The organism is Nocardia brasiliensis ATCC 700358, assembly GCF_000250675.2.
Classification (GTDB): Bacteria; Actinomycetota; Actinomycetes; order Mycobacteriales; family Mycobacteriaceae; genus Nocardia; species Nocardia brasiliensis_B.
The window spans coordinates 9,028,813-9,053,141 of the sequence record NC_018681.1 but is presented as its reverse complement, the minus strand read 5'-3'; the positions used below and the strand labels follow the sequence as shown (position 1 = coordinate 9,053,141).

The window sequence follows — 24,329 nt, the reverse complement described above, 5'->3', positions numbered from 1 at the left end:
GTCACAATCGCCCGCCCGGCGAGGGGTCGGTTCGCGTCGTCCCGGTGAAATACCGGCAATCGGCGCGAGCTGGACGTTTATCGGCTTGCGGTCACCTGGCACCATGGGACGGGTGAGCCCCAGTCATCTACCGCATCGCCCGCCGCGCGTACTCGAGCAGTCCACGAAGCTGCAGAACGTCGTCTACGAAATCCGTGGACCGGTACACGCGCAGGCGGCACGGCTGGAGGCGGAGGGGCATCGCATCCTCAAGCTCAATATCGGCAACCCGGCGCCGTTCGGTTTCGAGGCGCCGGATGTGATCATGCGCGACATCATCGCGTCGCTCCCGTATGCCCAGGGCTACTCCGAATCCAAGGGCATCACCTCGGCCCGGCGCGCGGTCGTCACCCGCTACGAACTGGTGCCCGGCTTCCCCGAACTGGACGTGGACGACGTCTACCTCGGCAACGGCGTCTCCGAGCTGATCACCATCACCATGCAGGCGCTGCTGGACAACGGCGACGAGGTGCTGATCCCGGCGCCGGACTATCCGCTGTGGACCGCGATGACCAGCCTGGCCGGCGGCACCCCGGTGCATTACCTGTGCGACGAGTCCAGCGGCTGGCAGCCCGATATCGCCGATATCGAATCGAAGATCACTGACAAGACCAAGGCGCTGCTGGTGATCAATCCGAATAATCCGACGGGTGCGGTGTATTCGGCGGAAATTCTGCAGCAGCTCGCCGATATAGCGCGCAAGCATCAATTGCTGCTGCTCGCCGACGAGATCTACGACAAGATCCTCTACGACGACGCCAAGCACGTTTCGATGGCCTCGGTAGCGCCGGATCTGCTGTGCCTGACCTTCAACGGCCTGTCCAAGGCGTACCGGGTGGCGGGCTATCGCTCCGGATGGCTGGCGATCACCGGCCCGAAGGAGCACGCGGCCGGTTTCCTGGAGGGGATCGACCTGCTCGCCTCGTCCCGCCTGTGCCCGAATGTGCCTGCGCAGCATGCGATTCAGGTGGCGCTCGGCGGTCATCAGAGTATCGAGGATCTGATCCTGCCCGGCGGGCGCCTGCTCGAGCAGCGCGATGTCGCGTGGGAGCGGCTCAACATGATTCCCGGTGTGTCCTGCGTGAAACCGAAGGGTGCGCTGTACGCGTTCCCCAGGCTGGACCCGAATGTGTATGAGATCCATGATGATTCGAAGCTGATCCTGGATCTGCTGCTGCAGGAGAAGATCCTGATGGTGCAGGGGACCGGTTTCAACTGGCCGAACCACGATCATCTGCGGATCGTCACGCTGCCGTGGGCCAGGGACCTCGCGGTCGCCATCGAGCGCTTCGGCAACTTCCTGTCCAGCTATCGCCAGTAGCTTGCTCGCCACCCTCCGGCAACGGGATCGCCCTGGTTTCGGCCCCTAAACATACCGAATGTATGAATACATGCGAGGTTTGGAGACTTCTCTAGCGCAAACGAAGTACTTTTGTGTACAGTAGGAATCGGCACTTTCGAGTGTCCGACCGAGTTGCCTACCCCCCTGGGTTAACTCGGTCTCGGGTTCGGCCGCCTACCCCCCTGGGCCGCCAGCCCTGTGGGCGGCGGAGACATCCCCCTGCTCTCCGCCGCCCCCTCCCGAACCTCTCCGCAAGTCAGCGGCATACCCCCTCGGCTGTTTCCGGTCGCAACTTGAAAATGAAATCCTTTAAGCTCTGCGCGTGACCGATCACCACCACCATCACCACGATCACTCCGGTCCCATCGCGATCGGCGACACCGCCGCCCGCGTGGTCATCGGACTGCTCACCGTCATCGGCATCGTGGTGCTGGCAGGCGCCTTCCTGCTCTGGCCGAGCAAACAGCACATCGACATCCCGCTGCCCATGCAGAACGCCGGCGGCGGCGCGGTGCAGACCGAGGCGGGCACGGTGGTCCTGCAAGACATCGGGCCGTGCGGCAGCGCCTCGATCGGCAAGGTCTTCGTGGAGCAGCCCGACGCCCCGCGCAACAACGCCTACACCTGTCAGCGCAGCCTGATCGAGATCGAATCCGGGCCGCACAAGGGCAACCGCACCCTGCTCGAAATCGCCCCTGGCCCTGGCCAACCCGATCTGCACGCCGGCGACAAGCTGCGCCTGGTGCGCCAGACCGACCCGAGCGGCACGCCGATGTACTCGTTCGAGGACTACGCGCGCGGGCTACCGCTGACGCTGATCGTCGTCGCCTTCGTCGTGGTGATCGTGGCGGTGGCGCGCTGGCGCGGCCTGCGCGCGCTGCTCGGTCTGGTGTTCGCGTTCGCGGTGCTGGTGCTGTTCATGCTGCCCGCGCTGCTGGACGGCAAGCCCGCCATCCCGGTCGCGCTGGTCGCCGGCGCCCTCATCCTCTACGCGGTGCTGTACCTGGCGCACGGGGTGAACCTGCGCACCAGCTCGGCCCTGCTCGGGACGCTCACCTCGATGATCGTCGCCGCGGTGCTGTCCTGGGTGGCGATCAAGATGACCAACCTCACCGGCCTGTCCGAGGAACAGAACACCAACGTCGCCACCTATATCGAACACGTCAGCATCACCGGGCTGCTGCTGGCCGGCTTCATCATCGGTTCGCTCGGCGTGCTGAACGACGTCACCATCACACAGGCCTCGGCGGCCTTCGAGCTGGCCGCCATCGACAAGGGCGCGTCGCGGCGGGAGGTCTTCACCGCGGCGATGCGGGTCGGCCGCGACCATATCGCCAGCACCGTGTACACGCTGGTGCTCGCCTACGCCGGCGGCGCGTTGCCGCTGCTGCTGTTGTTCAGCGTCGCGGGGCGATCCATCCGGGACGTGCTGACCGGCGACGCCGTGGCCATCGAGATCGCCCGCTCGTCCGTCGGCGGTATCGCCCTGGCCCTGTCCGTCCCGCTGACCACCGCCATCGCGGTGATGCTCGCTCGTCCGTTCGGCAGCCACGCGCCGGTCGAGCCGCCGCGCCGGGCCCGGCACGCGCGGAACTGAGGACGACGCGGCCAGGTGACGGGCTGAACCGCGGCGCATCCGGCCGGACTTCGAGACAGGCCTAGCGCGGCGGGGGCGGTGGGAAGGGGAAGACCTCGGGCGGGATCGTGGGCACCACGATCGGCGGAAGCCCCGGCACGACAATGGTGTTGGGGCCCGGGGCCGGTGGCGGCGGGGGCTCGGTGGTGGCCCGGCGCGGCGGCGGCGCGGCCACCGATTCCGCGGGCGTCTCCGAGGGTGTCGCGGGGGCGACGGCGATCTGCGGGTCGAGCGTGGTGGTGCGCGGCGACGTGGTCGTCGGCACGGTGGGTGATCCTTCGCTGTGCGAATCGCGTTGCAGTACTTGGGGACCGTAGCCCAGGCCCAGGCCGATCGCGGCGACCACCGCGAGCGCGCTGACGGTCAGCACCGCGCCGCTGATCTCGCGTTTACCGCGTTTCTTCGGGGGCGTCGATAACCAGGCCGGGGATAATTCGTCATCGAGCACCGCGCCGGCCGCCGCCGCCTCGGGCTGCACCGGCCGGGCGAGCAGCGCGGCACCGCGGGCCACCACGGTCTCCGGGCTCTGCGGCACGATCACCGGCACACCCATCCAGCGTTCGAGTACCTTGGCCACCAGCGGAATCCGGGCGCAGCCGCCGATCGCGAGCACGCCGTGCACGGGGCGGTCGGAGCGGGTGATCACGTCGCGCGCCATCCGCGCCGACGATTCGATCGCCAGCATGATCAGCGACTCGAAGTTCTCCTGTGCCAGTAACACCAGGCCCTGCTCGCTGGGGAGCGCGACCGCGGTGTTGGTGGATAGCTGTTCCTTGGCTTCGCGGCACAGCCCGTCCAGTGCGGCCAGGCCCGCCGCGTCCGGCGGATGCGCGATCCGGCCGGAGGCGATCTGCTGTTCGCGGATCAACGAGTCGAGGTAGTCGCCGCTGATATCGCTGGTGCGCTCGCTGTAGCGGATCTCCCGCGACTGGGTGTCCACCACGCTCACCGACAGACCCGAGCTGCCGAGGTCGTAGACGACCAGCGAGGAGATGCCGCGGATATCACCGGTGGACTGCGCGAATTCCAGCGCGGCGACCACCTCGGGGACGAGTTCGTAATTGGTCAGCTGCTGGCGGGCCATGGCCGCGCGCACCGCGCGGGCGTGCTGCTCGCTGCGGTAGGCGATCGCGGTGGCGGCGATGCCGGGCGTGGTCTCCAGCGTGACGCCGATGGCCTCGGCGGCCAGCTCCTCGACCGTCTGGCCGGCGACCGGAACGGTCTGCAGATCGAACGAATGCGGCTCGACGTGCCCGTGGGGGTTCGCGGTGTGTGGTCGCGCCATACGGACAGCGCCGGCCCCCACCGAAACTCCCAGTACCGAACTCATCAGCTGCCCATCTCGTTCACACTTCACGACATGCGAGCCAGCGCGAAGGCCCGCTCCCCGGACCATACCGTCGGCGAGCGTCTGTGGATACGGCAGGACCATGCCTACCGCCGCAGACCGCGCCGCCGCGACGCAACTCTACGGGGTACCCAGTCCGGCGTACACCCATCCGGCTTCTCGCCAAATGGCACGATTGAGACAATTCCTCCCGTCGATGATCGACCGGGACCGCACCACTCGCTCCAGATCGGCCGGACGCAATGAGGTGAACTCGTCCCATTCGGTGAGCACCAAGACTACATCGGCGCGTTCGCACGCTTCCGCAATCGAGGTGGCGTAGTTGAGCGTCGGGAACACCCGGCGCGAATTCTCCAGTGCTTTCGGGTCATACACGGTCACCACCGCGCCGTGCAGCTGGATCATGCCCGCCACATTCAGCGCCGGGGAATCCCGCACGTCATCGGATTCGGGTTTGAACGCGGCGCCCAGCACGGCCACGTTCGCGCCGAGCAGCGAACCGCCGCAGGCGCGGGCCGCCATGTCCACCACCTTGGTGCGGCGGCGCATGTTGATGTTGTCGACCTCGCGCAGGAACGCCACCGCGTGATCGGCGCCGAGCTCACCGGAGCGGGCCATGAACGCGCGGATGTCCTTCGGTAGGCAGCCGCCGCCGAAACCCAGTCCGGCATTGAGGAATCGGCGGCCGATGCGGGCGTCGTAGCCGAGCGCGTCGGCCAGCATCGTCACGTCGGCGCCGGTCGCCTCGCACACCTCGGAGACCGCGTTGATGAACGAAATCTTGGTCGCGAGAAAGGCGTTGGCCGAAACCTTCACCAATTCCGCGGTGGCCAGGTCGGTCAGCAGGAACGGCACCTCGGCGGTGATCAGATCCGCGTAGACCTCGCGCACCAGCTGCTCGACCCAGGCCGCGGCGTCGCGCTCCCGATCCACGCCCAGCACAAGGCGATCCGGGCGCAGCGTGTCCTTCACCGCGAAGCCTTCCCGGAGGAACTCGGGGTTCCACGCCACCTCGACCTCGGCGGAGGTGAGCGCGCGAGCCCTGGCCCCGAGCGCGGTCGCGGTGCCGACCGGCACGGTGGACTTGCCGATGATCACCGACGGACGCTCCAGCATCGGGACGAGCGTATCCACCACGGCGTGCACATATTTCAGGTCCGCGGCGTACTCACCCTTCTTCTGCGGCGTGCCCACACCGAGGAAGTGCACCTCCGAATGTGCCGCGGCTTCGGCGTAAGACGTGGTGAATCGCAACCTGCCCGCGTCGAGGTTGCGCCGCAGCACTTCCTCGAGGCCGGGTTCGTAGAACGGCACCACACCATCGGACAGCTTCGCGACCTTGCCCGGGTCGACGTCCACCCCGATCACGTCGTGCCCGAGTTCGGCCATGCACGCCGCGTGCGTGGCCCCGAGGTACCCGGTTCCGAAGACTGTGCATCGCATGATCGATTGATAAGCCTCCCCGGTGGCCACACCACGTCACCGAGGCAAGGGTCACGGCAACGGTAGGTGTACATGTGGCGACGCAGCCCGGGTTGGCCACCCTGACCTGCGACGACACGGCTAGCATCGACGGGATGCGACGCTTGCGGTGGGCCGTGCTCGGCCTGGTCGTCGCCGTGTCGGTCGTGGCGGCGCTGTGGCCGGTCTATGTCCGGCCGCGCACCGACACCCCCGTTCCCGCCGACGCGATCCTGGTCCTCGGCGGGGCGCACGACGGCCGCGAACAGCTGGCGCTGCGACTGGCTGCCGAAGGCTTCGCGCCCCGGGTCCTGATCTCGGATCCGTACGAGCACAGCACCCTGATCAATCGAATCTGCCACGGCAGCTACAGCTTCCAGGTGATCTGTTTCGATCCTGCGCCCCGCACCACCCGCGGCGAGGGCCGCTTTCTCGCGCGGATGGCGCGGGCCGGCGGTTGGCAGCGCGTCATCGTGGTCACCTTCACCCCGCACATCTCCCGGGCCCGCTACATCCTCGGCAAATGCTGGTCCGGCGAGCTGCTCTTCGTCGACCCCGAGCCCGCCCTCTCCGTTCCGCGCTGGGCGTGGGACTACGCCTATCAGTCGGCGGGCTACGTCCGGGCCTTCTTCGAGGATTGTGACGCCTAGCTGGGGTTTCATCGGGGATCAGCGCATGCTTCAGCTAATTGCTGGCAGGTGACATCAGTTTGCTACAGTGGCGGGACACACGTAGGTCCTGTCTCGTTTCGGCTCCGGCCGATGGCGACGCACTGGTGCACACCCTCCGGGAGGGCTGATGGAATTCGACTGGTCAGCGGCCGATCTGGCATTTCGGGACGAGGTGCGGGCGTTTCTCGACGCCGAACTGACACCGGAGTTGCGGCGCGCCGGACGATTGGCGACAAGCGTCTACCCCGATCACGAGGCCAGCATGCAATGGCAGCGGATCCTGCACGAGCGCGGCTGGGCGGCGCCCGCCTGGCCCGTCGAATACGGCGGGTGCGAATGGAGCCTCACGCAGCACTACATCTTCGCGCGGGAATCGACACTGGCGGGAGCGCCCGCGCTGTCCCCGATGGGGATCAAGATGGTGGCGCACGCGATCATCGCCTACGGGACCGCGGAACAGAAAGCGTTCTACCTGCCGCGCATTCTGACCGGCGAAGTCTTCTTCTGCCAAGGCTATTCGGAGCCGGAAGCGGGATCCGACCTCGCCGCGCTGACGATGGCGGCGGTCGAGGACGGCGACGACCTCGTCTGCACCGGCAGCAAGATCTGGACCACCCACGCCACCGAGGCGAATTGGATCTTCTGCCTGGTGCGCACCGCACGGACGGGAAAGAAGCAGCAGGGCATCACCTTTCTGCTGATCGATATGACCTCGCCCGGCATCGAGATCCGCCCGCTGGTGATGACCTCCGGCGAACAGGTGCAGAACCAGGTTTTCTTCGACAACGTCCGGGTACCGAAAAGCAATGTGCTCGGGCAGATCGACGACGGCTGGACCGTCGCCAAATATCTGCTCGTGCACGAACGAGGTGGTGCGATGGCGCCGTACCTGCAGGCGATGGCACAGGAAATCGGCATCGAAGCGGCGCAACAGCCAGGACCGGACGGCAATCCGCTGATCGATGATCCGGCATTCTCGGCGCGCCTGGCGGAGGCGCGGATTCGCACCGAGGTGCTCGAAATACTGGAGTACCGCACGATTTCGGCGATGGCGCGGGGCAAGAACCCGGGACCGGCCTCCTCCATGCTGAAGATCCTCGCCACCGAGCTGAGCCAGCAGCTGACCGAACTGGCCTTGACCGCCGCCGGTCCGCGCGCGCGGGTGTATCAACCGCATGCCACCAAACCCGGTGGGCCGATCGCCGAATTCACGCCGCCCGCGGACGGTTATCACAGCGGCAGCGAATGGCAGGCGGTCGCGCCGCTGCGCTACTTCAACGACCGGGCCGGCTCGATCTATGCGGGCAGCAACGAGATTCAGCGAAACATCCTCGCCAAAGCAGCATTGGGGCTCTGATGGACTTCACACTCACCGAGGAGCAGGAACTGCTCCGCACCGCCCTCGCCGGCTTCCTCGGCGCGCGCTATGACCTGGAAAAGAGCCGCACCGCGGTCAAATCCGGGCCGGGCTGGCAGCCCGCGATCTGGCGCGCGTTCGCCGACGAACTCGGCATCCTCGGCGCGATCCTGCCCGAGCGGGTCGACGGCATGGGTGGTGGGCCGGTCGAAATGATGGTCATCGCCGAGGAACTCGGCCGTGCGCTGGTCGTGGAGCCGTTCGTGGACACGATTGTCGTCGGCGCCGGACTGCTGAACCGCTCCGGTGGGGAACGCGCCGACGCGGTGCTGCGCCAGATCGCGGCGGGCGAGGCGCGCACGGCTTTCGCTGCGCTGGAACCGACTTCGGGCCAGACCCTGCACGATGTCAGCACCACCGCACGGCGTGATGGTGACTCGTGGGTGCTCGACGGCGCGAAGACCGTGGTGACCAGCGCACCGCTGGCCACGCACCTGCTGATCACCGCGCGCACCGCGGGCAATCGGCGCGATCAGCGCGGTATCTCGTTGTTCTGCATCGATTTCGATGCGGACAACCCGCCCGCCGGTATCGCGGTGCATCCGTACCGGACCATCGATGACCGAGTCGCCGCCGACCTCACGTTCACCGATTTCCGCGTGCCCGCCGACGCGTTGCTCGGCATCGAAGGCACCGCCTGGGTCGCGATCGAACCCACCGTCGACACCGCCATCGCGGCCATCGCCGCCGAAACCGTCGGCTGCCTGCGCACCGTGCTCGCCGACACCCTCGAATACGCCAAGCAGCGCAAGCAGTTCGGTCAGCCGATCGGCAGTTTCCAAGTGCTGCAACACCGCATGGTCGACATGTACATGGAACTCGAACAAGCCATTGCGGCCACCTATCTCGCGATCTACTCGCTCTCCGCCGAACCCCCGGCTCGCGCCCGCGCCGTCGCCGCAGCCAAGGTCACCGTGGCCCGCGCCGCCCGCTTCATCGGCCAGAACGCCGTCCAACTACACGGCGCCATGGGCATGACCGAAGAACTGGCCATCGGCCACTACTTCAAACGCCTCACCGCCATCCACCACGAATACGGCACCCCCGACCACCACCTCACCCGCTACGCCACCCTCACCCGCCCCTGAGCCGAATCAGGCGGTCGAACCTACGCATTCGATATCAGTTCGACCGCCTCATACATCCCGTACCGCGTCGAGAGGACCTCGAGCAGCTCCTCGACCGACTGCGGGGGATTACAGTGCCGACGCGAGAGTCCCTGTAGAGAAGTCAGCGCACGGGCCGGATCGACGGCACAGGTATTCGCGGCGAATTCCGCGGCGCCGATCACCTGCAGTCCCGCGGGTAGCAGGCCGCCCGGAAAGTGGCGCCGATTCTCGGTGACGATCGCTCCCGCCGCGCCGACCACGGCCGCGGCCACAACGTGCTCGTCATCGACGTCGGGGAGCCCGAACGAGCCCTCGAGCGGCTCCCACCCGCAGATGAGTGCGTCGTCGAACGCCGTCGTCATCCTCGCGACGAGCCTGGACGCCGTGGCCTGTGCAGTGTTCGGATCTTGGCCACGGCGAACGAGTTTACGAGCTTCGTGTCGTTCGAGTTCCTCGAGGATCGGACTGCTCCAGAGTGGCCGATAGAGGTTCTCCACAGCCAGCGAGAGCAGGAAGTCACGTTGCAGGCTCGGCCACAGTACGCAGGTGTCGAGCAGGGCGCCGAACATCAGCTGCGACGTTTTCGCGCAGCTTCCTTTCGGATCTCACGTAGCTCTGCCAGGACCGCTGCCGGATCTTCTTCGTCGTCCAGGCCGAGCGCGGTCGCGGCGAGTGCTTCGTACTGTCGGTGACGCCGCTGTTCTCGATAAGCCAGGACATCGGTGAGCAGTAGCCTGCGCCGGGATCCGGCGCGTTCCGCGGGGATCTTGTTCGCATCGATCAAGCGGACCACGGTCGGCCGGCTGACGCCGAGCAAGTCCGCGGCTTGCTGGGTGGTCAGGGTCATGCTTTGCGGCGCGACCGTCACTGCCTTCCCGTCGCGCAGCGCGGACACCACTTGAACCAGGACGCGGTGCAGGGACTCCGGCAGCTCTACTTGATCGTGCTCGTCGGCACCGACCAGCAGGTAACGCGGCCGTACCGTGTCGCCATGACGCGCCTCGTGCGCGGCCAGGAAACTGACCACGGGGGCCAGCTCCTCGGCTGGTTCGGGCAGGTATGTGTGCTGGCTCGAGGCCTCGGACGGCATGCTGCCACCTCCTTCGAACAAATCGTAACCTATTTCGAAACGTTCGAAAGATGAATTCGGGACCGCTCGCGTGCCGGGATCCCAAAAAGAATCGGCCCGGACGTGATGCACGTCCGGGCCGATCTTGTTGTTCAGTTGTTCAGTTCTTGCGTCCCGGGGCCTTGGCGCCGGACTTGAAGCCGAGGCCGCCTGGTTTGGCGGTGGGGGGTGTGGCTTCGCCGTTGCCGGTGCCGTTGGTGGGCTGGGGCGGCTCGGGGGTGGGGTCCTCGGCGGGGGATTCCGCGACGGGTTCGGGGTCGGCCGGGGGTGCCGGGTTGGCCGGGGTCGCGGGGGTGCCGGGGGTCTTGGGGCCGGGGCGCTTGAAGCCGGACTTCATGGCCAAACCCTTGGCGGGGATGGTCGGCTTGGTTTCGGTGGGTTCCGAAACCGGTTCGGCTGCGGGCGTTTCCGGGGTGGCCGGGGACTCGGCCGCCGGAGCGGGCGCGGGTGCGGCCGGTGCCTTCGCGCCCGGTGCTTTGGCGCCCGGTGCTTTGGCGCCCGGTGCTTTGGCGGCACCCTTCATGCCGAGTCCCTTGACCGGCTTCGGCGCGGGAGCCGGTGCGGCGGACTCGGTGGCGGATGCGGATTCGGCAGGGGCGGATTCGGTGGGAGCGGATTCCGCGGCCGGTGCCTTCGCGCCCGGCGCCTTGGCCGCGCCCTTCATGCCGAGTCCGCCGGGCTTCTTGGCGGGGCCCTTCATGGCGAGACCCTTGACCGGCGGTGCGGCGGTCTCCGCGGCCGACTCTTCCGCCGCGGGTTCGGCTTTCGCGCCCGGCGCCTTGGCCGCGCCCTTCATGCCGAGTCCACCCGGTTTCTTGGCGGGGCCCTTCATGGCCAGGCCCTTGACCGGCGGTGCCGCTTCCGCGGCGGTCTCCTCGGCCTTGGCTCCGGGCGCCTTGGCCGCGCCCTTCATGCCGAGGCCGCCGCCGGGTGCCTTCGCCGGGCCCTTCATCGCGAGTCCGCCGCCGGTCGGCGCGGCCTTGGCGGCCGGGGCCTGCTGCTCCGGTTCGGGTTCGGGCTCGGCGACCTCTTCCACCGCAGGCGCTTTCGGCTCCTGCACGACGGTGAGGTTCTCGGTGAGCCGGGCCGGGTCGACCCGGTCGATGGCGTCGAGCATGAGCTGGGCGACGTCGACGACCTCGACCCCTTCGCCTTCACCCTTTTCTTGCCGGGCGGTGACGCCGTCGGTGAGCATGACGCGGCAGAACGGGCAGCCGGTCGCGATCTTGCCCGGCGTCGCGCCACCGGCGCCGGTGAGGGTGTTGAGGCCTTCGTCCACGCGGTCGACGTTGATCCGCTTGCCGAGCTGCTCTTCCATCCACATGCGCGCGCCACCGGCGCCACAGCACATGGAACGTTCGCCGTGGCGCGGCATTTCGACCAGCGTGGAACCGGAGGCTTCCATCAGTTCGCGCGGCGCGTTGTAGACCTTGTTGTGCCTGCCCAGGTAGCAGGGGTCGTGGTAGGTGACGTTCTGCGACACCGAGGCGACCGGGATCAGCTGCTTCTGCCGCACCAGGCGGTTCAGCAGCTGGGTGTGGTGCACCACCTCGTAGGTGCCACCCACCTGCGGGTACTCGTTGTTGAGCGCGTTGAAGCAGTGCGCACAGGTGACGACGATCTTCTTTTTCTGCTGTTCGACGCCCTCGAACACCGAGTTGAGCAGTTCGATGTTCTGCGCGGCCAACTGCTGGAACAGGAACTCGTTGCCCGCGCGGCGGGCCGAGTCACCGGTGCAGGTCTCGTCGGCGCCGAGCACCATGAACTTGACGCCCGCGGTGGCGAGCAGTTCGGCGACCGCCTTGGTGGTCTTCTTCGCGCGGTCTTCGTAGGCGCCCGCGCAACCGACCCAGAACAGGTAGTCGTACCCGTCGAAGCTGTCCGCGTCCTGGCCGAAGACCGGGATCTGGAAGTCCAGCTCGTTGATCCAGTTGAGCCGGTCCTTGGAGTTCTGGCCCCAGGGGTTGCCCTTGTTCTCCAGGTTCTTGAACAGGCCTGCGAGCTCGGACGGGAACTCCGATTCGATGAGCACCTGGTAGCGGCGCATGTCGATGATGTGGTCGACGTGTTCGATATCCACCGGGCACTGCTCGACGCACGCACCGCAGGTGGTGCACGACCACAGCACTTCGGGGTCGATGATGCCGTTGGCCTCGAGCTCGCCGACCAGCGGGCGTTCCGCCTCCGCCTTCGCCGCGTCGGAGATCTTCGCCAGCGCGGCCTCGTTCGGCGCGCCTTCGGCGTCGACCAGGCCGACCTCGTCGCCGCCCATGTCCTTGCGGCCACCGGCCAGCAGGTACGGCGCCTTGGCGTAACCGTGATCGCGCAGCGACATGATCAGCAGCTTGGGCGACAACGGCTTACCCGTGTTCCAGGCCGGGCACTGCGACTGGCAGCGGCCGCACTCGGTGCAGGTGGTGAAGTCGAGCCAGCCCTTCCAGGAGAAGTCCTCGATCCGGCCCGCGCCGAACGTGTCGTTGTCCGGGTCGGCGGTCTCCATGTCGATCGGCTTGCCCTTGGACATCATCGGCTTGACCGCGCCGAGCGCGACACCGCCGTCGTCCTCACGCTTGAAGTAGATGTTCGGGAACGCCGAGAAGCGGTGCCACGCCACGCCCCAGTTGAGGTTGCGGCCGACCAGGAACAGGAAGGTGCTGCCCGACATCAGTTTCACGAACGCGAACAGCGCGACCATCGTCGCGTTGGCCGGCAGCAGCTTGGCGACCTGCATGGTGAAGAAGTCGGTCCACGGGTTCGAGTGGCCGTAGACGGCGATCTTGCCCGCCTTGACCAGCACCATGCCGAGGCCCTCGATGAGCACGATGGTCTCGATGATGTAGGCGGGACCGAACCGCGAACCGCTGAACCGGGACAGCCGCTCGGGCAGGCGCGGGTGGTTCAGCTGGCGGATCACGATCAGCACCAGGATGCCGATCACGGTGCCGATGCCGAGGATCTCGTCGGCCAGGTGGTAGATCGCCCAGTTGCCGATGATCGGCCAGTGGAATTCGGGATCGAAGGTCTGCCCGTAGGCCTCGAAGAAGAGGATGAACCCGGCCAGGAAGCCGATCATCACCAGCCAGTGGGCCCAGCCGACGGTGCGGAACTTCACCATGCGCGTGTGCGCCAGGAATTCCACGATCATCGTCTTGAAGCGGGGGAAGAACGGTCGCCAGCGGTCCGGCGCGCTCTGGCCGATCATGATGGTGCGCGCGATGTTTCGAACGCCGCCGACGAACGAGGCCCAACACAATAGGCTGAGCGCCGTCCCAATCGTGCCCAGCGTCACTGTCAGGGCATTCATGTCGCGACCTTTCTCTAGAGAGGCAACACGAGCGGGGGCAGTTCGGCCGCCCCGGTTGGCTCGTATCCTAACCGGCGGTAAGTTACCCACCGGTAACAACCACTGTCTACCGTACGATCAGCACCTGAGCTATGCCCCATCTTCCTGGGGCTTGACGCAGAATTTACCTGTGATGAACGTCACAAAAGGGTTGCCAATCCAACTGCACGTTCGGGTGATCACCACCGTAAACGTCGAGCGAATCGGTTCTGTCGCTAAGGTCAGGCTTAGTCCGCAAGGCGCGTAATGCATCTCGCATCTGAGCGGCCGTTCGATTACGCTCACGACGTTCTGTCTGCTGTGCCCGTCTCCGCACTGCTCGGGGAGGATCCGGGGCGACCGCCCGGATTTGATGAAGAGCTCTCGCGTGACGCAGACCGGCCGGTAGACGACCTGATGATGGATTGGAAACTGAATGAACCTCCGCAGAACCACCGCGGGTGCCGCGTTGGTCATCGGCGCGATGACCATCGGTCTCGGGACCGCGCATGCCGAGCCTGTCGCCGCACCGGCCGACTCCGGCATCAACTACTCCGTCAAGCTGGTCGACAAGACGGTTGTCGCGTCGCTCAAGGGGGGCACCTTCTCGGTTACCGAGGAGAACGGAGCGACCGCCGAAGATCCCAAGCTCAGTGTTGCCAACGTGCGTGACGGTCAGGGCAACACCCTCGTTTCGTTCCCGCTCGAGGTCGACGTCGACGGCACCCTCGTCCCGGTCAAGACCGAGGTGAAGAAGGACGGCACCGTCCTCGAGATCACCCCGCAGAAGCCCGAGGGCCTCGTCGTCTCCGGCAAGCCGGTGGCCGCCCGCCCGTCCGTGGCGCAGGACATCGCCTCGCCGATCGAGAACCAGCGGGCGCAGAACGAGTTCGCCAGCAAGTTCGGCATCGCGACCGCGATCGGTGGCTTCATCGGCACCGCGATCGGCGCCGTCGTCGGCTTCTTCCTCGGCCTGCCGATCTTCGGTGTCGGCGGCCTGCTCGGCATCCCGGTGGGCGCCGGTATCGGCGGCATCCTGGGCACCATCATCGTCGGTGGCCCGGCGCTGGTCGCCGCGGGCCTCGAGCTGATCAACACCATTCAGGCGCCGGACGGCACCACCCAGTGGGCGGACAAGCCGCAGCCGGTGAAGTAAGTTCTTTCGGTTCCATCGACTCGGCCCGCTCTCTTCGGAGGGCGGGCCGAGTCGTCGTTTCAGGCGGGCAATTCCAGCGTGCCGCGCAACGACACCGTGCCCTTGGGCCGCCCGAACCGCCCGAAGGTCCGCTCCGCCATCTCGAACGAACCGTCCTCCCGCACCAGCAGCACCGTGCTCGCGCGGGTGCCGTGCACGCCGTCGGCGATGAACCGGGACGACAGCCTGCGCTCCATCCGCTTGGGCACGCCGGTGTCCGGCAGTTCCGCGTCCGTGGCGCGCGTGCGGTCCGCGAGCACCGCGAAGTAGCGGTCCATCGCGCCGGGTTCGGACGAGACCACGGCCCGCAGGTCGGCTACGCCGCTGCGTACTTTGGGCCAGATGGGCTGTGGGGCGGTCAAATCCATATCCTGTGGGTTCGGCCCTACCGAGCTGACGAACGGGGCGTTGGAGAGGCCGTGGAAGCCGGGCGTGAGTTCCTGCGGCGGCGCGGCGCTGCGGTTCGAATGCCACCACAGCGCGTCCAGGTCCGACACCACCAGGTTGTAGCCGTTGTAGTCGTCGGGCGCGGCCGCGACGTCGAGGACGTACTTCTCCGGGCCGGGAAAGTCGGCGCCGGCGCGCGGCTGCGCCGAGCCTCGCAGGAAATCCATCAGCAGCGCGCCGCGGGAACGAGCGTCGGCGCGCTCATTCTTCGGGTTGCGCACGTTGGTCACCGTCGCGAATCGGTTGGGGCGCAGCGGTTCCTGCTGATCCGGCGCGGCGACACCGAAGCCGAGCCAGGTGCCGGGCGGATCGCCTGCGGACTTGTTCTTCGCGCCGAGGTCGCGGCCCGCGAGCAGGCCGGGCAGCTCCGGCCACCAGCGCATGGACTCGGTCGGCCGGGTATAGAACTCGTCCCGGTTGGCCGCGACGATCAACCGATACTCCGGATGGGCACGCCAGCCGATCAACACCAAACACATGCAGTCCAGGATGCCGCAACGGTGCCGGGGACAGCACCGCCTTCGCCGCCGGAACGGGTCCGCAAGGCCAGTGGAAAGGTGCCCGGGACAGCGAAAAGGCCGGCCGCGCGAACGCGGCCGGCCTTTTCGCCGGGAAAACTAGTTGGTGCGCAGCTTCAGACCGGGGTTGTCCGAGAGCACCACGTGCACCGGCTGCGCGAACAGCTGCGGTGCGTTGCCGGTGAGGGCGCCGATCAGGTTGGGGATCTCGCAGATCGGGTAGTCGGCCACCGACGACGCGCTGGAGATGCCGAGCGCCAGACGGCCGGTCACGATCGGGCCGCCGCTGTCGCCGGGCAGCGCGCAGATGTTGGCCGAGAACGCCTGGGTCAGTTCGCGCTCGCCCACCTGCACGGTCTGGTCGACCGCGTTCACCACGCCGCAGCTGAAGCCGGTCCGCGAACCGGACTTGCAGACCGGCGCGCCGACGACCGGGGTCGCGACGCCTTCGATCCGGATGGACGCGGCACCGGGCACCCGGACCTCGTTGTTGCTGAAGCGATCCCGGGACTGGTCGGCGATCCGCACGATCGAGTAGTCCTGCTCGCCGAGCACCGACTTCTGGAACCGGCCGAGCTCGGTGCCGAGCCGGTCGCCGTTGAGCTCGTGGATCCGCGCGGCGTTGTCGTTGCCCGCCGACGGCAGATCCGGGTTGCAGTGGCCCGCCGTGACATTCACGATGTTGCCGTTGCGGTCGGTGCCGTTGAAGCCGAGCGAGCAGCGCAGCGAGGTGCGGCCCGCGACCGAGGCGTAGCCGTCGCCGCCGGCCAGCACACCGGTTCCGGCACCGGCGATTTCGCTCGCCTGCGGCAGCGTCGCCTGCTCACCGGCCACCGGCGGGGCCATCACGATGACCCGGGACGGATCGATGAAGTTCGGCATCGGCAGGCCGATCTTGTCGACGCGCACCGCGATGCTGTTGTTGACGGTGTCGACCACGACGCCGCGCACCAGCGAGGAGACCGCCTCGGGCTGGCCCTCCAGCCACCGCTCGAACGCGCTCTTCTCGCCACGCAGCGCGGTCTCGCTCTTGGCCACGTTGCGCACCTCGAAACCGGCTGACTGCGCGGCCTTTCGGGCTTCGTCGGCACCCGGCCCCTGCGCCAGCGCCACGACCGCCTTGCCGCCCTCGTCGAGCCACGAGCCGCCGAACACGGCGGGGTACTGCCGCTGGGCGGTGGTGGCGAACGCGGCGACCTGCTGGGCCACGTCGGCGCGGTGCAGGTACTCCTCCGGCGAGATCTTCAGATCACGGGCGATCGCGCTGACGAGCTCTGCGGGCAGATTCGGCGCGGGATCGGGTTGTGCAGACGCTACTGCCGTCGGTCCGAACAGCAGTATCGCCGCCGAAGCGGCGATCACTGATTTTCGGACCCGGGTCTGTCGCGCAGCTGATCGGAGATGACCTATACGTGGCAGGAGCATGCCCAGACTATATGGGCTCGAGCCCGCTATGCCTACTTATACCGAGCCTCGGGTTCGCACCGAGATGCCGCTACCGACGCCGCCGCCGGACGAGGCGTCGATATCGGCCAGGATCGGCCGGATCGGAATGCCGAGGCTGGCGGTGCCGCCGTACTGTGCCAGCGCGATATTGGCCTCGTTGCAATCGGGGGCCTCGGCCGCGTTGGAGCCGCTGGTGATGCCGAGGGCGAGCGTGCCGGACACGATCGCGCCGCCGCTGTCCCCGCCGAGGGTGCAGGCCGAGCTGGCGAAGCCGCGCACGACCTTGCTCTCGCCCTCCGCGGTGTAGAGCTGGGTCTCGACCCGGTCGGCCACCACGAAGCCACAGGTGAAGGTGGAGGACTGCCCGGTCTTGCACACCGGCGCGCCGGTGATCGGGTCGGCGGTGCCGGTGATCGACAGCGTGGTGCCATTCGCGCCGCGCACGGTCGGCTGGTCCATGCCGGCGCGGACGGCGCGCTCGTTCAGCTTGATCACCGAGTAGTCCAGTGCGCTCTGCCCGCCCAGCTTCGCCTGGACGAACGTACCGAGCTCGGGGCTGGCCGGGATGTCCTTGACGTTGGGGAAGTAGACGGTGGCCGTTTGGCTGTCCTTGCCGACGTTCGGATCGCAGTGTCCCGCACTGATGTTCAGCGCGTTGCCGGCCGCGTCGACGCTGTTGAAGCCGAACGAGCAGACGTCGACACCCTTGAGCGAGGCGTCGCTCAGCGGGATCGGAGCGCTGATGTAGGTGTCGCCACCCATCGGCCGCCGCTCCACCGCGCCGCCGCTGCCGGGCGAGAGGATGACCTTGACGTTGGCGATCAGGGTCGGCAGGTTCAGCAGGTGGCCCGCGGGGGTGTTGGCGACGCTGAGCACCAGCTGGCTGTTGAGGAAGTCGATGGCGACCGAGTTGATCGCCGTCGAGATCTCGCGCGGCAGGCTGGTGATCCACTGGTTCAGCTGCATCAGCGAGCCCTCCAGTCCGTCCGCGGAGACGGGGGCGAGCCTGGTCTGGTAGCCGTCGGCGGAGGCGATCTTGGCGGCGTCGAGCGAGGTGACCGCGACGATGGGCTTGCCGTCGGTGCCGATCCACGCGCCGGCGAACGACTCGGGACGCTCGGAGCGGAAGTCGCGGGCGTAGTCGCGCAGTTGCTGTGCGCGGGCGGCGCGGTCCAGGTATTCGGTCGGCGTCATCTTCAGGTCGCGCGCGATGGCCTGCGCCAGTTCGGGCGGCAGCGTATCGGCGGTGAGCTGCGCGGGGGTCGTCGGCGCCGCCGCGGCGGTGGTCGTGCCGAGCAAGGGAGCGAGGAAAACGGTCGAAGCGATAGCGACAGCTTTGACCGCGGCGCGGCGCGCCACCAACTTGCGCATGAAATCCCTTCGTGGCACACGAGTGCCAGCTAAATCCGCGGCAACGGGCCTGGAATCCGTTGGCTCACAGTCGTCCTCCAGCAACAGACCGAGCGCCGGGAATTCATCCGACAACACCGGTCAGCGCATCACTTTAAGGCACAAACCGGGGAAGGGCTCTACTAATCACCGACTGCCCGGTATCTGCAGGCCAGGGATGGACGGGATCTCCGGCAACGGCTGGAACGGCGAGGACTTCGACGGCTTCGGGCGCGTCGTCGGCGTCGGCGTGGTCGTCGGCGGTTCGGTGGTCGGCGGCGGGGGTGGCGGAGGCGGCGGCTCGCTCGTTTCCGGCGGTGTGGTCGCCGTGATGGTCACCGGCGGTTCGGTGGTCGGCGGAGTGGACGGCACGGTCGGGAAGTTGACCGGCGGCGCGGCCGGGGTCGGGCTCACCGTCACCTGATCGGATTTGGCGTCGCGCAGCGGCGGCACCGGAGTGTCGCTCTGCTCGCGGAACAGCACGGCCACCGCGAAGCCGCCGAGCACGAGCCCGATCAGCGCCGCCGCCCCGATCAGCAGCGGCAGCTGCTTGCGGTCCTTCTTCGGTTCCGGCTTTTTGGGCTCGGGTTGCTGTTCCGGCTCCGCGGCGTCCGCCGTCGGCAGCGGCTCGGCCAGCGGGATGGCCGCCGAATACGCCTGCGGCTGCGCCTCGGACGCGGGCACCGCCGGAATGATCACGGTGTCCACCGTCGAGTTCTCGGCGTGCGTCGGGTCGGGCGGCGTACTGCCCGCGGGCGTGGACAACACCGCGGCCAGCGCGGCGCGGGCCGCGTCGTAGGCGTACGTGCCGCCCGGCTCCGCGGTCCCCGCGCTCGGCAGCTCGGCCTCGCTGACCAGCAGCACCGAACGCAGTCCCAGGTAGTCCAGCGCGTCCCGCAGCGCCTGGATGTATTCGCGGGGCCAGTCGCCCGGATGCGTGGCGTAGAACTCGGCGGCGCCGTTGAGATACTCGGCCGTGAGGTTGATCAGGCAGAACAACGCGGTCGCGACGAGGTCTTCGGCCCGGTAGGCCTCACCGTCGTCGACCGCGAGACCGGCCGGATCGCCGACGGCGCGCACGAAACCGGTGATGGCGTGGGCGTTCCCGTCCGGCGGCGCTTCGCCGAGTGCGGCATCGCCGTCGTCGGACATGTACAGCACCGACTCGCGGACGATGAGCAGCGGCTCATCGCCGCTGTCGGTGACGATCGCCGCCGTGCACTCGTCCTCGGCGATGCGCAGGCCCACCCCTGTGGCCATCCTCAATACCTCGCTTCGGCGTCCGGCTGACGAATCCGCACTCTGTGCACCAGTGCTGGATCACACCAGCAGTGAGCCGTGTCCCATGGCACGGAGCATCGACAATAGCTCCGATCGGGACCGCGCACCGATCCGGCGTCGAATACGGGCGACATGATGCTCCACGGTCTTGGCGGAAATGTACAGACGTGCGCCGATCTCACGGTAGGTGAGGCCGAGTAACACCAGTTCGGCGACTTCGCGTTCGCGCTCGCTGAGGATCGCGGCCGGCTCCCCGATCGCCGGATCCGGGACGGGCGGCGTGCCCTCCCGCACCACGGGCTGCGGCGGCGCGACGCTCGGTTCCTGCGGCTTCGCGTCGGCGCGGACCGTGCGGGCCAGCTTGAGCAGCGCGGTGGCCGTGGCCGAATCGGCGGCGCCGAGCGCGGCCTCGCTGGCGAGGCGGGCGGCGTCCCAGGTCATACCGATCTCGCTCAGCCCGGCCACGGCCGTCGCCACCGGGGTCGCCGAGACCTGTCCGCGCAGCACGAGCACCCAGGTGCGGCCCGCGTCGGCGAGGATCGCGGCGTGCCGGTCGCCCGCCTCGGCGGCGGCCTTCAACGCCTTGGCGTGCGGCAGCAGTTCCTGCGGGTTCTCGTGCAGGATCGCGGCCTGCACGCCGTACCAGTGGAAGGCGTTCGCCCAGGGCGGTGGTTCGGCCACCCGGCGCAGCAGCGCGAGCGCGGCGTCGACCAGCGGCGCGATCCGGCGTTCGTCGCGTAACCGGATGCCCGCCAGCCACAGCTCACCGATCGGCAGCAGTGTGAGCAGATCGGCCTCGACGTCGTCGAACATCGGATGCGCGGCCTGCCAGGCCCGGGCCAGCGCGACGTGGTCGCCGGTGCGCCGGGCCAGGCCGACGGCGACACCGTGCGCGAGCAGCCGGTCGCGCGGGTCGAGCGAATCGTGTTCGAGCGTGGCGACGGTGGCCGCCGCGGCGCGTTCGTCGCCGCCCAGCATCGCCGTCCAGGCGGCGAGCACCTGCAGTTGATGGCAGCGCAGGCCGCTGGCCGTGGCGCGGCGCAGTGCGTCCCCCGCCCGGCGCGGCTCGCCCGTGCCGAGGCACAGCAGCGTCGCGATGGATACCGCGGTGCACGGGAGGAAGCGGTCGACGCCGGAGTCCGCGTGCGCGGCCTGCACGAGCGCGGAGACCGCCGCGGCGGAGCGATTCGCGGATCGCGGTGCTGCGTCCGGGGTTTCGTGCCCGGTCAGGGTGTCCGCGAGCGCGCCCGCGATCAAGCGGGCGTGCGCGGTGGCCTCGGTCGGCGGCCACTGGGTCGCCGAGGCGGACATCTCCGCCGCGCCCGCCACGTCACCCGCGAGCGCGAGCACGGTGGCGCCGACCGCCCAGTCCGCGCCGACCCGCTGCGCGCCGAGCCACGAATACAGTTGTGCCGCACGGGCAACCAGACCGCGCCGGGTCAGCACGGCGGCGCAGATCCGCACCGCGTCGGCGAGATCCGCGCCGGAGACGCCGGGGCGGGCGAGCACCGGCTCGGCCAGGCGCATGGCGGTCTCGCCATCTCCGTTGCGGCCCGCGGCCTCGGCCCAGCGCAGCGCGATGCGGTCCGGGTCGGCGCCGGTCGCCGCGGCCGCCGCGTAATAGCGCACCGCCTCCCGGCCCGCCTTTTCCGCCGCCGTGGTGAGGAATTCGGCCAGGCGCGGGTCGCGCACGCCCGATTCGGCCAGCAGCAGCGCGGTGTGGTCGCGCAGCAGGCCCGCGTCCAACCGCGCGCCGAGCAGCTTGCGCTGCACGCCGACGAACCGGCGATCGCCGAGCAGGGTGCGCAGCGGTCCGACCGCGGGCGTGAGCAGCAGGTCCGCGTCGGTGACCAGGGCGCTGGCCCGGGCCCGATCGATGAGGTGCTGCGCGACAGCGGGTTCCACGCCCAGCACCTCGGTGAGCTCGCTGGCGTCCAAGCCGGTGCCCGTGGTGGCGACGACGAGGGTCTCCAGCAGATCTGGCTCCAGGTTGTCCAGCAGAGCTCGGGCCCAGGCGGCGACGGCGGCGTCGACCGCGCCGATGCCCGCGTCCAGGCGGGCCGAGCAGGCGGCGGTCAGCGCGGCGACGACGCCACCGCGGATGCCGTCGGTCTGGCGGTGGATGTGCTGAGCCACCTGGCGCGGCACCATCATGCCGAGCTCCCGGGCGAACGGCGCGATATCGGTGACGCCGAGCGCGCGCAGTTCGACCACTCGGCCGCGCCGGGCGACGGTGTCGGCCAGGACGCGCAGGCGCGGATCGTGCGGACGCTGCTGGGTGGCCAGCACCACCGTGCGGGCCCCGGATTCGATGGCGGTGCAGAGGAAGTCGAGATCGGACCGGCTCAGCGTGTGTGCGTTGTCGATGACCAGCGCGGGGCGCGGCGCCGTGACCGTGCGGGCGCCCCCGAAACCGTTGCGCGCGACGGAGATCGGGTCCTCGGCCGGCGCGGCGGTCTCGGTCTCGTTGACCAGCGCGTCCTGTAGCGGGATGCCGCGAGCCCGCAGCCTGGTGCGAATCTCGTTGAGCAGGGTCGACTTACCGGTCTGCGAACGGCCGCGGATGAGATAGACGATCGGCTCCCGATCGGCGGTCTCCAGTTCCCGCAAGATCTCCCGTGCCGACGGGAGGGTGTCGAAGGCAATATCAGCCACCGTTTCCTCCGAGGATCTGGCCGGGCGCGCGCAGGACGGTGCCGACCGTGCCGCCGACCTGATCGACGGTGTCGTTCAGGACGCCCGTCGGCAGGCTCGGCACGGTGGGCGCGGTCGGCGGCTGTGGTTTCGGGCCGGGACCCGGTGCCGGCGCCGGGGCGGGCTGGGGTTGCGGGGCCGGTTGTGCCGCACCGGGTTCCGCGGGCGGCGCGGCGGGCTGGCCCGTAGCGGGCCGGCTGTCCACCACGGCCACCGTGGTCGCCGCCGGTGTGCCGGACTGCCCCGCTTCGGTTTTCGGGCGATTCGAGGTGGGGGACGCCGGATCCGCCACGGCGACCGGCGCATTCGGATCTGTGGGGTCGCCCGGCTGGGCGCCGGCGGTCGCGGCGATCTCGCCGGCGCGTGCGGGTGTGGAGGTATTCGTGGAAGCCGGATTCGATTGAATGCCGGTGCCGATCGCGACGGTGCCGGTGGCGAGCAGGCCGAGTACGACGACCGCGCCCGCGACGACGGCGAGCCGTCGCTTGCCGCTGCGCGGCCCGGCGGCCGTCGTCGGCAAGGGCGGCGCCGCCGAGGCGGAGGCGACCGCGGGCGTGGCCGAAAGTGCCACGGTGGGCAGCTCTTCGGTGTCCGACCCGATCGAGGCCGGTGGTGCGGCGGGCACCCGGGCCGCGGCGTCCGCCAGGTCCGCGGCCAGCAGTGCGGCACCACGTGCGCTGGTCTGCGCCGGTGCGGGCGCGGCCACCACCGGAAGCCCGAACTCGGACGAGATCAGTTCGGCGACCAGCGGTATCGCGCCGCCGCCACCGGTGAGCAGCACCCCGCCGATATCGCCGATCGCCAAACCGGCCCGGTGCACCGCGTCGCGGACCAGATCGGTCGAACGCTGCAGCGGCGCGCGGAGCAGATCCTCCAGCTCGCCACGGACCAGCCGCACATTGCTGCTGTGCGGGTCCGCCGGATTCACCCGCACCCGGACGACCGTGGCGGTATTTATCGACAGCTCTTCTTTCGCCGTTCGGCAGCGTTCGCGCAATGTTGCCAATTCGCGTTCCACCGCCGGGTCGAACGGATCCAAATCATTTGCGTCCGTAACGTTTGCCAGAACGTAGCGCATGGTGAGCAGATCGAATTCCGCACCGGCGATGTCCGTGCTCCGCAGCGGTGCGCCGAGCAAACCGGCGTGATCGCCGGTGCGCAACACCGAGACGGTGAGGCCGGTGGCGCCGAGGTCGTAGACGACTACCGCGCCGTCGGTGCGCGGACCGTGGCTCGCGGTGAGCCAGCGCAGCGCGGCAAGCGGTTCCGGGACCAGGGTCACCGCGTGCAGGCCGGCCCGATCGAAGGCGGCGCGCTGGATGTCGACGGTGTGCCCGGACCACCACGCCGGGTGGCAGGCCACGGTCGGGCCCGGCGCGCGCGACCCGGTGTCCATCTCGTCCATCAGGCACGTCACGGCGGCCGCGACGAGGTCGGCGGCCGAATGCGCGGTGCCGTCCTCGGCGAGCATGTCGACCGGATCGCCGACCCGGGCCAGGAATCCTTCGAGCAGGACCTCGCGGGAGTGTCGTCCGTCGCCGGCCGCGGTGGCGCCGAGGGCGGGCGGTGCGCCGGCGCTCAGTCGCAGCACGCTGGGGCACGTGCGCACGCTGTCGCTGTCCTCCCCCGCTGCCGCCACGGCGACCGAATTCGACGCTCCGACAGTGATGCCGAGCGCCACACGCTGTGTCATTCGTGAACCCCGTTCGAAAACTCTGTGGTCGGGTCTCGCTGCTGTGTAGTCCGGGTGCGAAAGGCAGTGCGGGCACGCCGATGCATCAGTTGTTTCGGTAGCTGGCGGTCCGCCGTTACCTGCGTGGGGGAACTCGCGGGGAAATTCCCCTAATGCCGAGGCCGCCCCTAACGGCCGCGCCGGGGGAGCAGT

General features: G+C 68.8%; 17 protein-coding genes. 6 read left to right on the top strand and 11 right to left on the bottom strand.

Translation table 11 applies throughout. The features are described from left to right. Positions 1-103: 103 nt before the first annotated feature. Together O3I_RS40515 and O3I_RS40510 are read left to right on the top strand one after the other, a co-directional pair. On the top strand, positions 104-1,360 hold the full coding sequence (locus O3I_RS40515; protein ID WP_014988874.1) for a pyridoxal phosphate-dependent aminotransferase: 1,257 nt from the start codon (positions 104-106) through the stop codon (positions 1,358-1,360). A gap of 343 nt (positions 1,361-1,703) precedes the next feature. Beyond that, positions 1,704-2,978: a YibE/F family protein gene (locus tag O3I_RS40510; RefSeq protein ID WP_014988873.1), complete on the top strand. Its 1,275-nt coding sequence runs from the start codon at positions 1,704-1,706 to the stop codon at positions 2,976-2,978. 61 nt (positions 2,979-3,039) lie between these two features. Here O3I_RS40510 and O3I_RS40505 read toward each other — a convergent pair whose 3' ends face one another. After that, a complete protein-coding gene (locus tag O3I_RS40505) occupies positions 3,040-4,347 on the bottom strand; it encodes an Hsp70 family protein (RefSeq protein WP_167829207.1) in 1,308 nt (435 codons plus the stop codon). A gap of 138 nt (positions 4,348-4,485) precedes the next feature. Next, positions 4,486-5,808 carry a UDP-glucose dehydrogenase family protein gene (locus tag O3I_RS40500; RefSeq protein ID WP_014988871.1) on the bottom strand — a complete coding sequence of 441 codons (1,323 nt, stop codon included), beginning with the start codon at positions 5,806-5,808 and terminating at the stop codon, positions 4,486-4,488. A gap of 134 nt (positions 5,809-5,942) precedes the next feature. Here O3I_RS40500 and O3I_RS40495 point away from each other — a divergent pair, with 134 nt between their 5' ends. From O3I_RS40495 to O3I_RS40485, 3 genes are all read left to right on the top strand, one after another. After that, entirely contained in the window at positions 5,943-6,476 is a 534-nt protein-coding gene (locus O3I_RS40495) for a YdcF family protein (RefSeq protein ID WP_051067095.1), read from the top strand. Positions 6,477-6,624: 148 nt separating this feature from the next. Then, positions 6,625-7,854: an acyl-CoA dehydrogenase family protein gene (locus O3I_RS40490; RefSeq protein ID WP_014988869.1), complete on the top strand. Its 1,230-nt coding sequence runs from the start codon at positions 6,625-6,627 to the stop codon at positions 7,852-7,854. Beyond that, positions 7,854-9,002 carry an acyl-CoA dehydrogenase family protein gene (locus O3I_RS40485; RefSeq protein WP_014988868.1) on the top strand — a complete coding sequence of 383 codons (1,149 nt, stop codon included), beginning with the start codon at positions 7,854-7,856 and terminating at the stop codon, positions 9,000-9,002. Before O3I_RS40490 ends, O3I_RS40485 begins: the two co-directional genes overlap by 1 nt. A 20-nt stretch (positions 9,003-9,022) precedes the next feature. Here the strand turns inward: O3I_RS40485 and O3I_RS40480 are convergent, their stop codons facing one another. From O3I_RS40480 to O3I_RS40470, 3 genes are all read right to left on the bottom strand, one after another. After that, a complete protein-coding gene (locus tag O3I_RS40480) occupies positions 9,023-9,592 on the bottom strand; it encodes a PIN domain-containing protein (RefSeq protein WP_014988867.1) in 570 nt (189 codons plus the stop codon). Further along, complete coding sequence (locus O3I_RS40475) at positions 9,592-10,113, bottom strand: helix-turn-helix domain-containing protein (protein ID WP_014988866.1); 522 nt, start codon at positions 10,111-10,113, stop codon at positions 9,592-9,594. The genes O3I_RS40480 and O3I_RS40475 overlap by 1 nt, the downstream gene beginning before the upstream one ends. 139 nt (positions 10,114-10,252) lie before the next feature. Continuing rightward, complete coding sequence (locus O3I_RS40470) at positions 10,253-13,456, bottom strand: (Fe-S)-binding protein (RefSeq protein WP_014988865.1); 3,204 nt, start codon at positions 13,454-13,456, stop codon at positions 10,253-10,255. Between the two features lie 454 nt (positions 13,457-13,910). Between O3I_RS40470 and O3I_RS40465 the strand changes: the two genes are divergently transcribed. Then, positions 13,911-14,630 carry a hypothetical protein gene (locus tag O3I_RS40465; RefSeq protein ID WP_014988864.1) on the top strand — a complete coding sequence of 240 codons (720 nt, stop codon included), beginning with the start codon at positions 13,911-13,913 and terminating at the stop codon, positions 14,628-14,630. Positions 14,631-14,689: 59 nt separating this feature from the next. On the opposite strand, the gene O3I_RS40460 is transcribed toward O3I_RS40465, so the two are convergent. The 6 genes from O3I_RS40460 to O3I_RS46925 form a co-directional block, all read right to left on the bottom strand. Further along, complete coding sequence (locus O3I_RS40460) at positions 14,690-15,595, bottom strand: NRDE family protein (RefSeq protein WP_014988863.1); 906 nt, start codon at positions 15,593-15,595, stop codon at positions 14,690-14,692. A 138-nt stretch (positions 15,596-15,733) separates the two neighbouring features. Next, positions 15,734-16,996, bottom strand: coding sequence for a S1 family peptidase (locus tag O3I_RS40455; protein WP_014988862.1), 1,263 nt, complete (start codon positions 16,994-16,996; stop codon positions 15,734-15,736). A 99-nt stretch (positions 16,997-17,095) separates the two neighbouring features. Beyond that, complete coding sequence (locus O3I_RS40450) at positions 17,096-18,451, bottom strand: S1 family peptidase (RefSeq protein ID WP_014988861.1); 1,356 nt, start codon at positions 18,449-18,451, stop codon at positions 17,096-17,098. Between the two features lie 165 nt (positions 18,452-18,616). Continuing rightward, on the bottom strand, positions 18,617-19,729 hold the full coding sequence (locus tag O3I_RS40445; RefSeq protein WP_041563182.1) for a hypothetical protein: 1,113 nt from the start codon (positions 19,727-19,729) through the stop codon (positions 18,617-18,619). Positions 19,730-19,789: 60 nt separating this feature from the next. Beyond that, positions 19,790-22,405, bottom strand: coding sequence for a LuxR C-terminal-related transcriptional regulator (locus tag O3I_RS40440; protein ID WP_014988859.1), 2,616 nt, complete (start codon positions 22,403-22,405; stop codon positions 19,790-19,792). Beyond that, positions 22,398-24,137 carry an Hsp70 family protein gene (locus tag O3I_RS46925; RefSeq protein ID WP_041563181.1) on the bottom strand — a complete coding sequence of 580 codons (1,740 nt, stop codon included), beginning with the start codon at positions 24,135-24,137 and terminating at the stop codon, positions 22,398-22,400. The genes O3I_RS40440 and O3I_RS46925 overlap by 8 nt, the downstream gene beginning before the upstream one ends. Between the last annotated feature and the right edge of the window lie 192 nt (positions 24,138-24,329).

Bases quoted from the DNA above. Each gene is read 5' to 3' on its own strand.
- O3I_RS40515 (WP_014988874.1), top strand. From the start codon at position 104: ATGGGACGGGTGAGCCCCAGTCATCTACCGCATCGCCCGCCGCGCGTA.
- O3I_RS40505 (WP_167829207.1), bottom strand. From the start codon at position 4,347: ATGAGTTCGGTACTGGGAGTTTCGGTGGGGGCCGGCGCTGTCCGTATG.
- O3I_RS40500 (WP_014988871.1), bottom strand. From the start codon at position 5,808: ATGCGATGCACAGTCTTCGGAACCGGGTACCTCGGGGCCACGCACGCG.
- O3I_RS40495 (WP_051067095.1), top strand. From the start codon at position 5,943: ATGCGACGCTTGCGGTGGGCCGTGCTCGGCCTGGTCGTCGCCGTGTCG.
- O3I_RS40490 (WP_014988869.1), top strand. From the start codon at position 6,625: ATGGAATTCGACTGGTCAGCGGCCGATCTGGCATTTCGGGACGAGGTG.
- O3I_RS40485 (WP_014988868.1), top strand. From the start codon at position 7,854: ATGGACTTCACACTCACCGAGGAGCAGGAACTGCTCCGCACCGCCCTC.
- O3I_RS40480 (WP_014988867.1), bottom strand. From the start codon at position 9,592: ATGTTCGGCGCCCTGCTCGACACCTGCGTACTGTGGCCGAGCCTGCAA.
- O3I_RS40475 (WP_014988866.1), bottom strand. From the start codon at position 10,113: ATGCCGTCCGAGGCCTCGAGCCAGCACACATACCTGCCCGAACCAGCC.
- O3I_RS40470 (WP_014988865.1), bottom strand. From the start codon at position 13,456: ATGAATGCCCTGACAGTGACGCTGGGCACGATTGGGACGGCGCTCAGC.
- O3I_RS40465 (WP_014988864.1), top strand. From the start codon at position 13,911: ATGAACCTCCGCAGAACCACCGCGGGTGCCGCGTTGGTCATCGGCGCG.
- O3I_RS40460 (WP_014988863.1), bottom strand. From the start codon at position 15,595: ATGTGTTTGGTGTTGATCGGCTGGCGTGCCCATCCGGAGTATCGGTTG.
- O3I_RS40450 (WP_014988861.1), bottom strand. From the start codon at position 18,451: ATGCGCAAGTTGGTGGCGCGCCGCGCCGCGGTCAAAGCTGTCGCTATC.
- O3I_RS40445 (WP_041563182.1), bottom strand. From the start codon at position 19,729: ATGGCCACAGGGGTGGGCCTGCGCATCGCCGAGGACGAGTGCACGGCG.
- O3I_RS46925 (WP_041563181.1), bottom strand. From the start codon at position 24,137: ATGACACAGCGTGTGGCGCTCGGCATCACTGTCGGAGCGTCGAATTCG.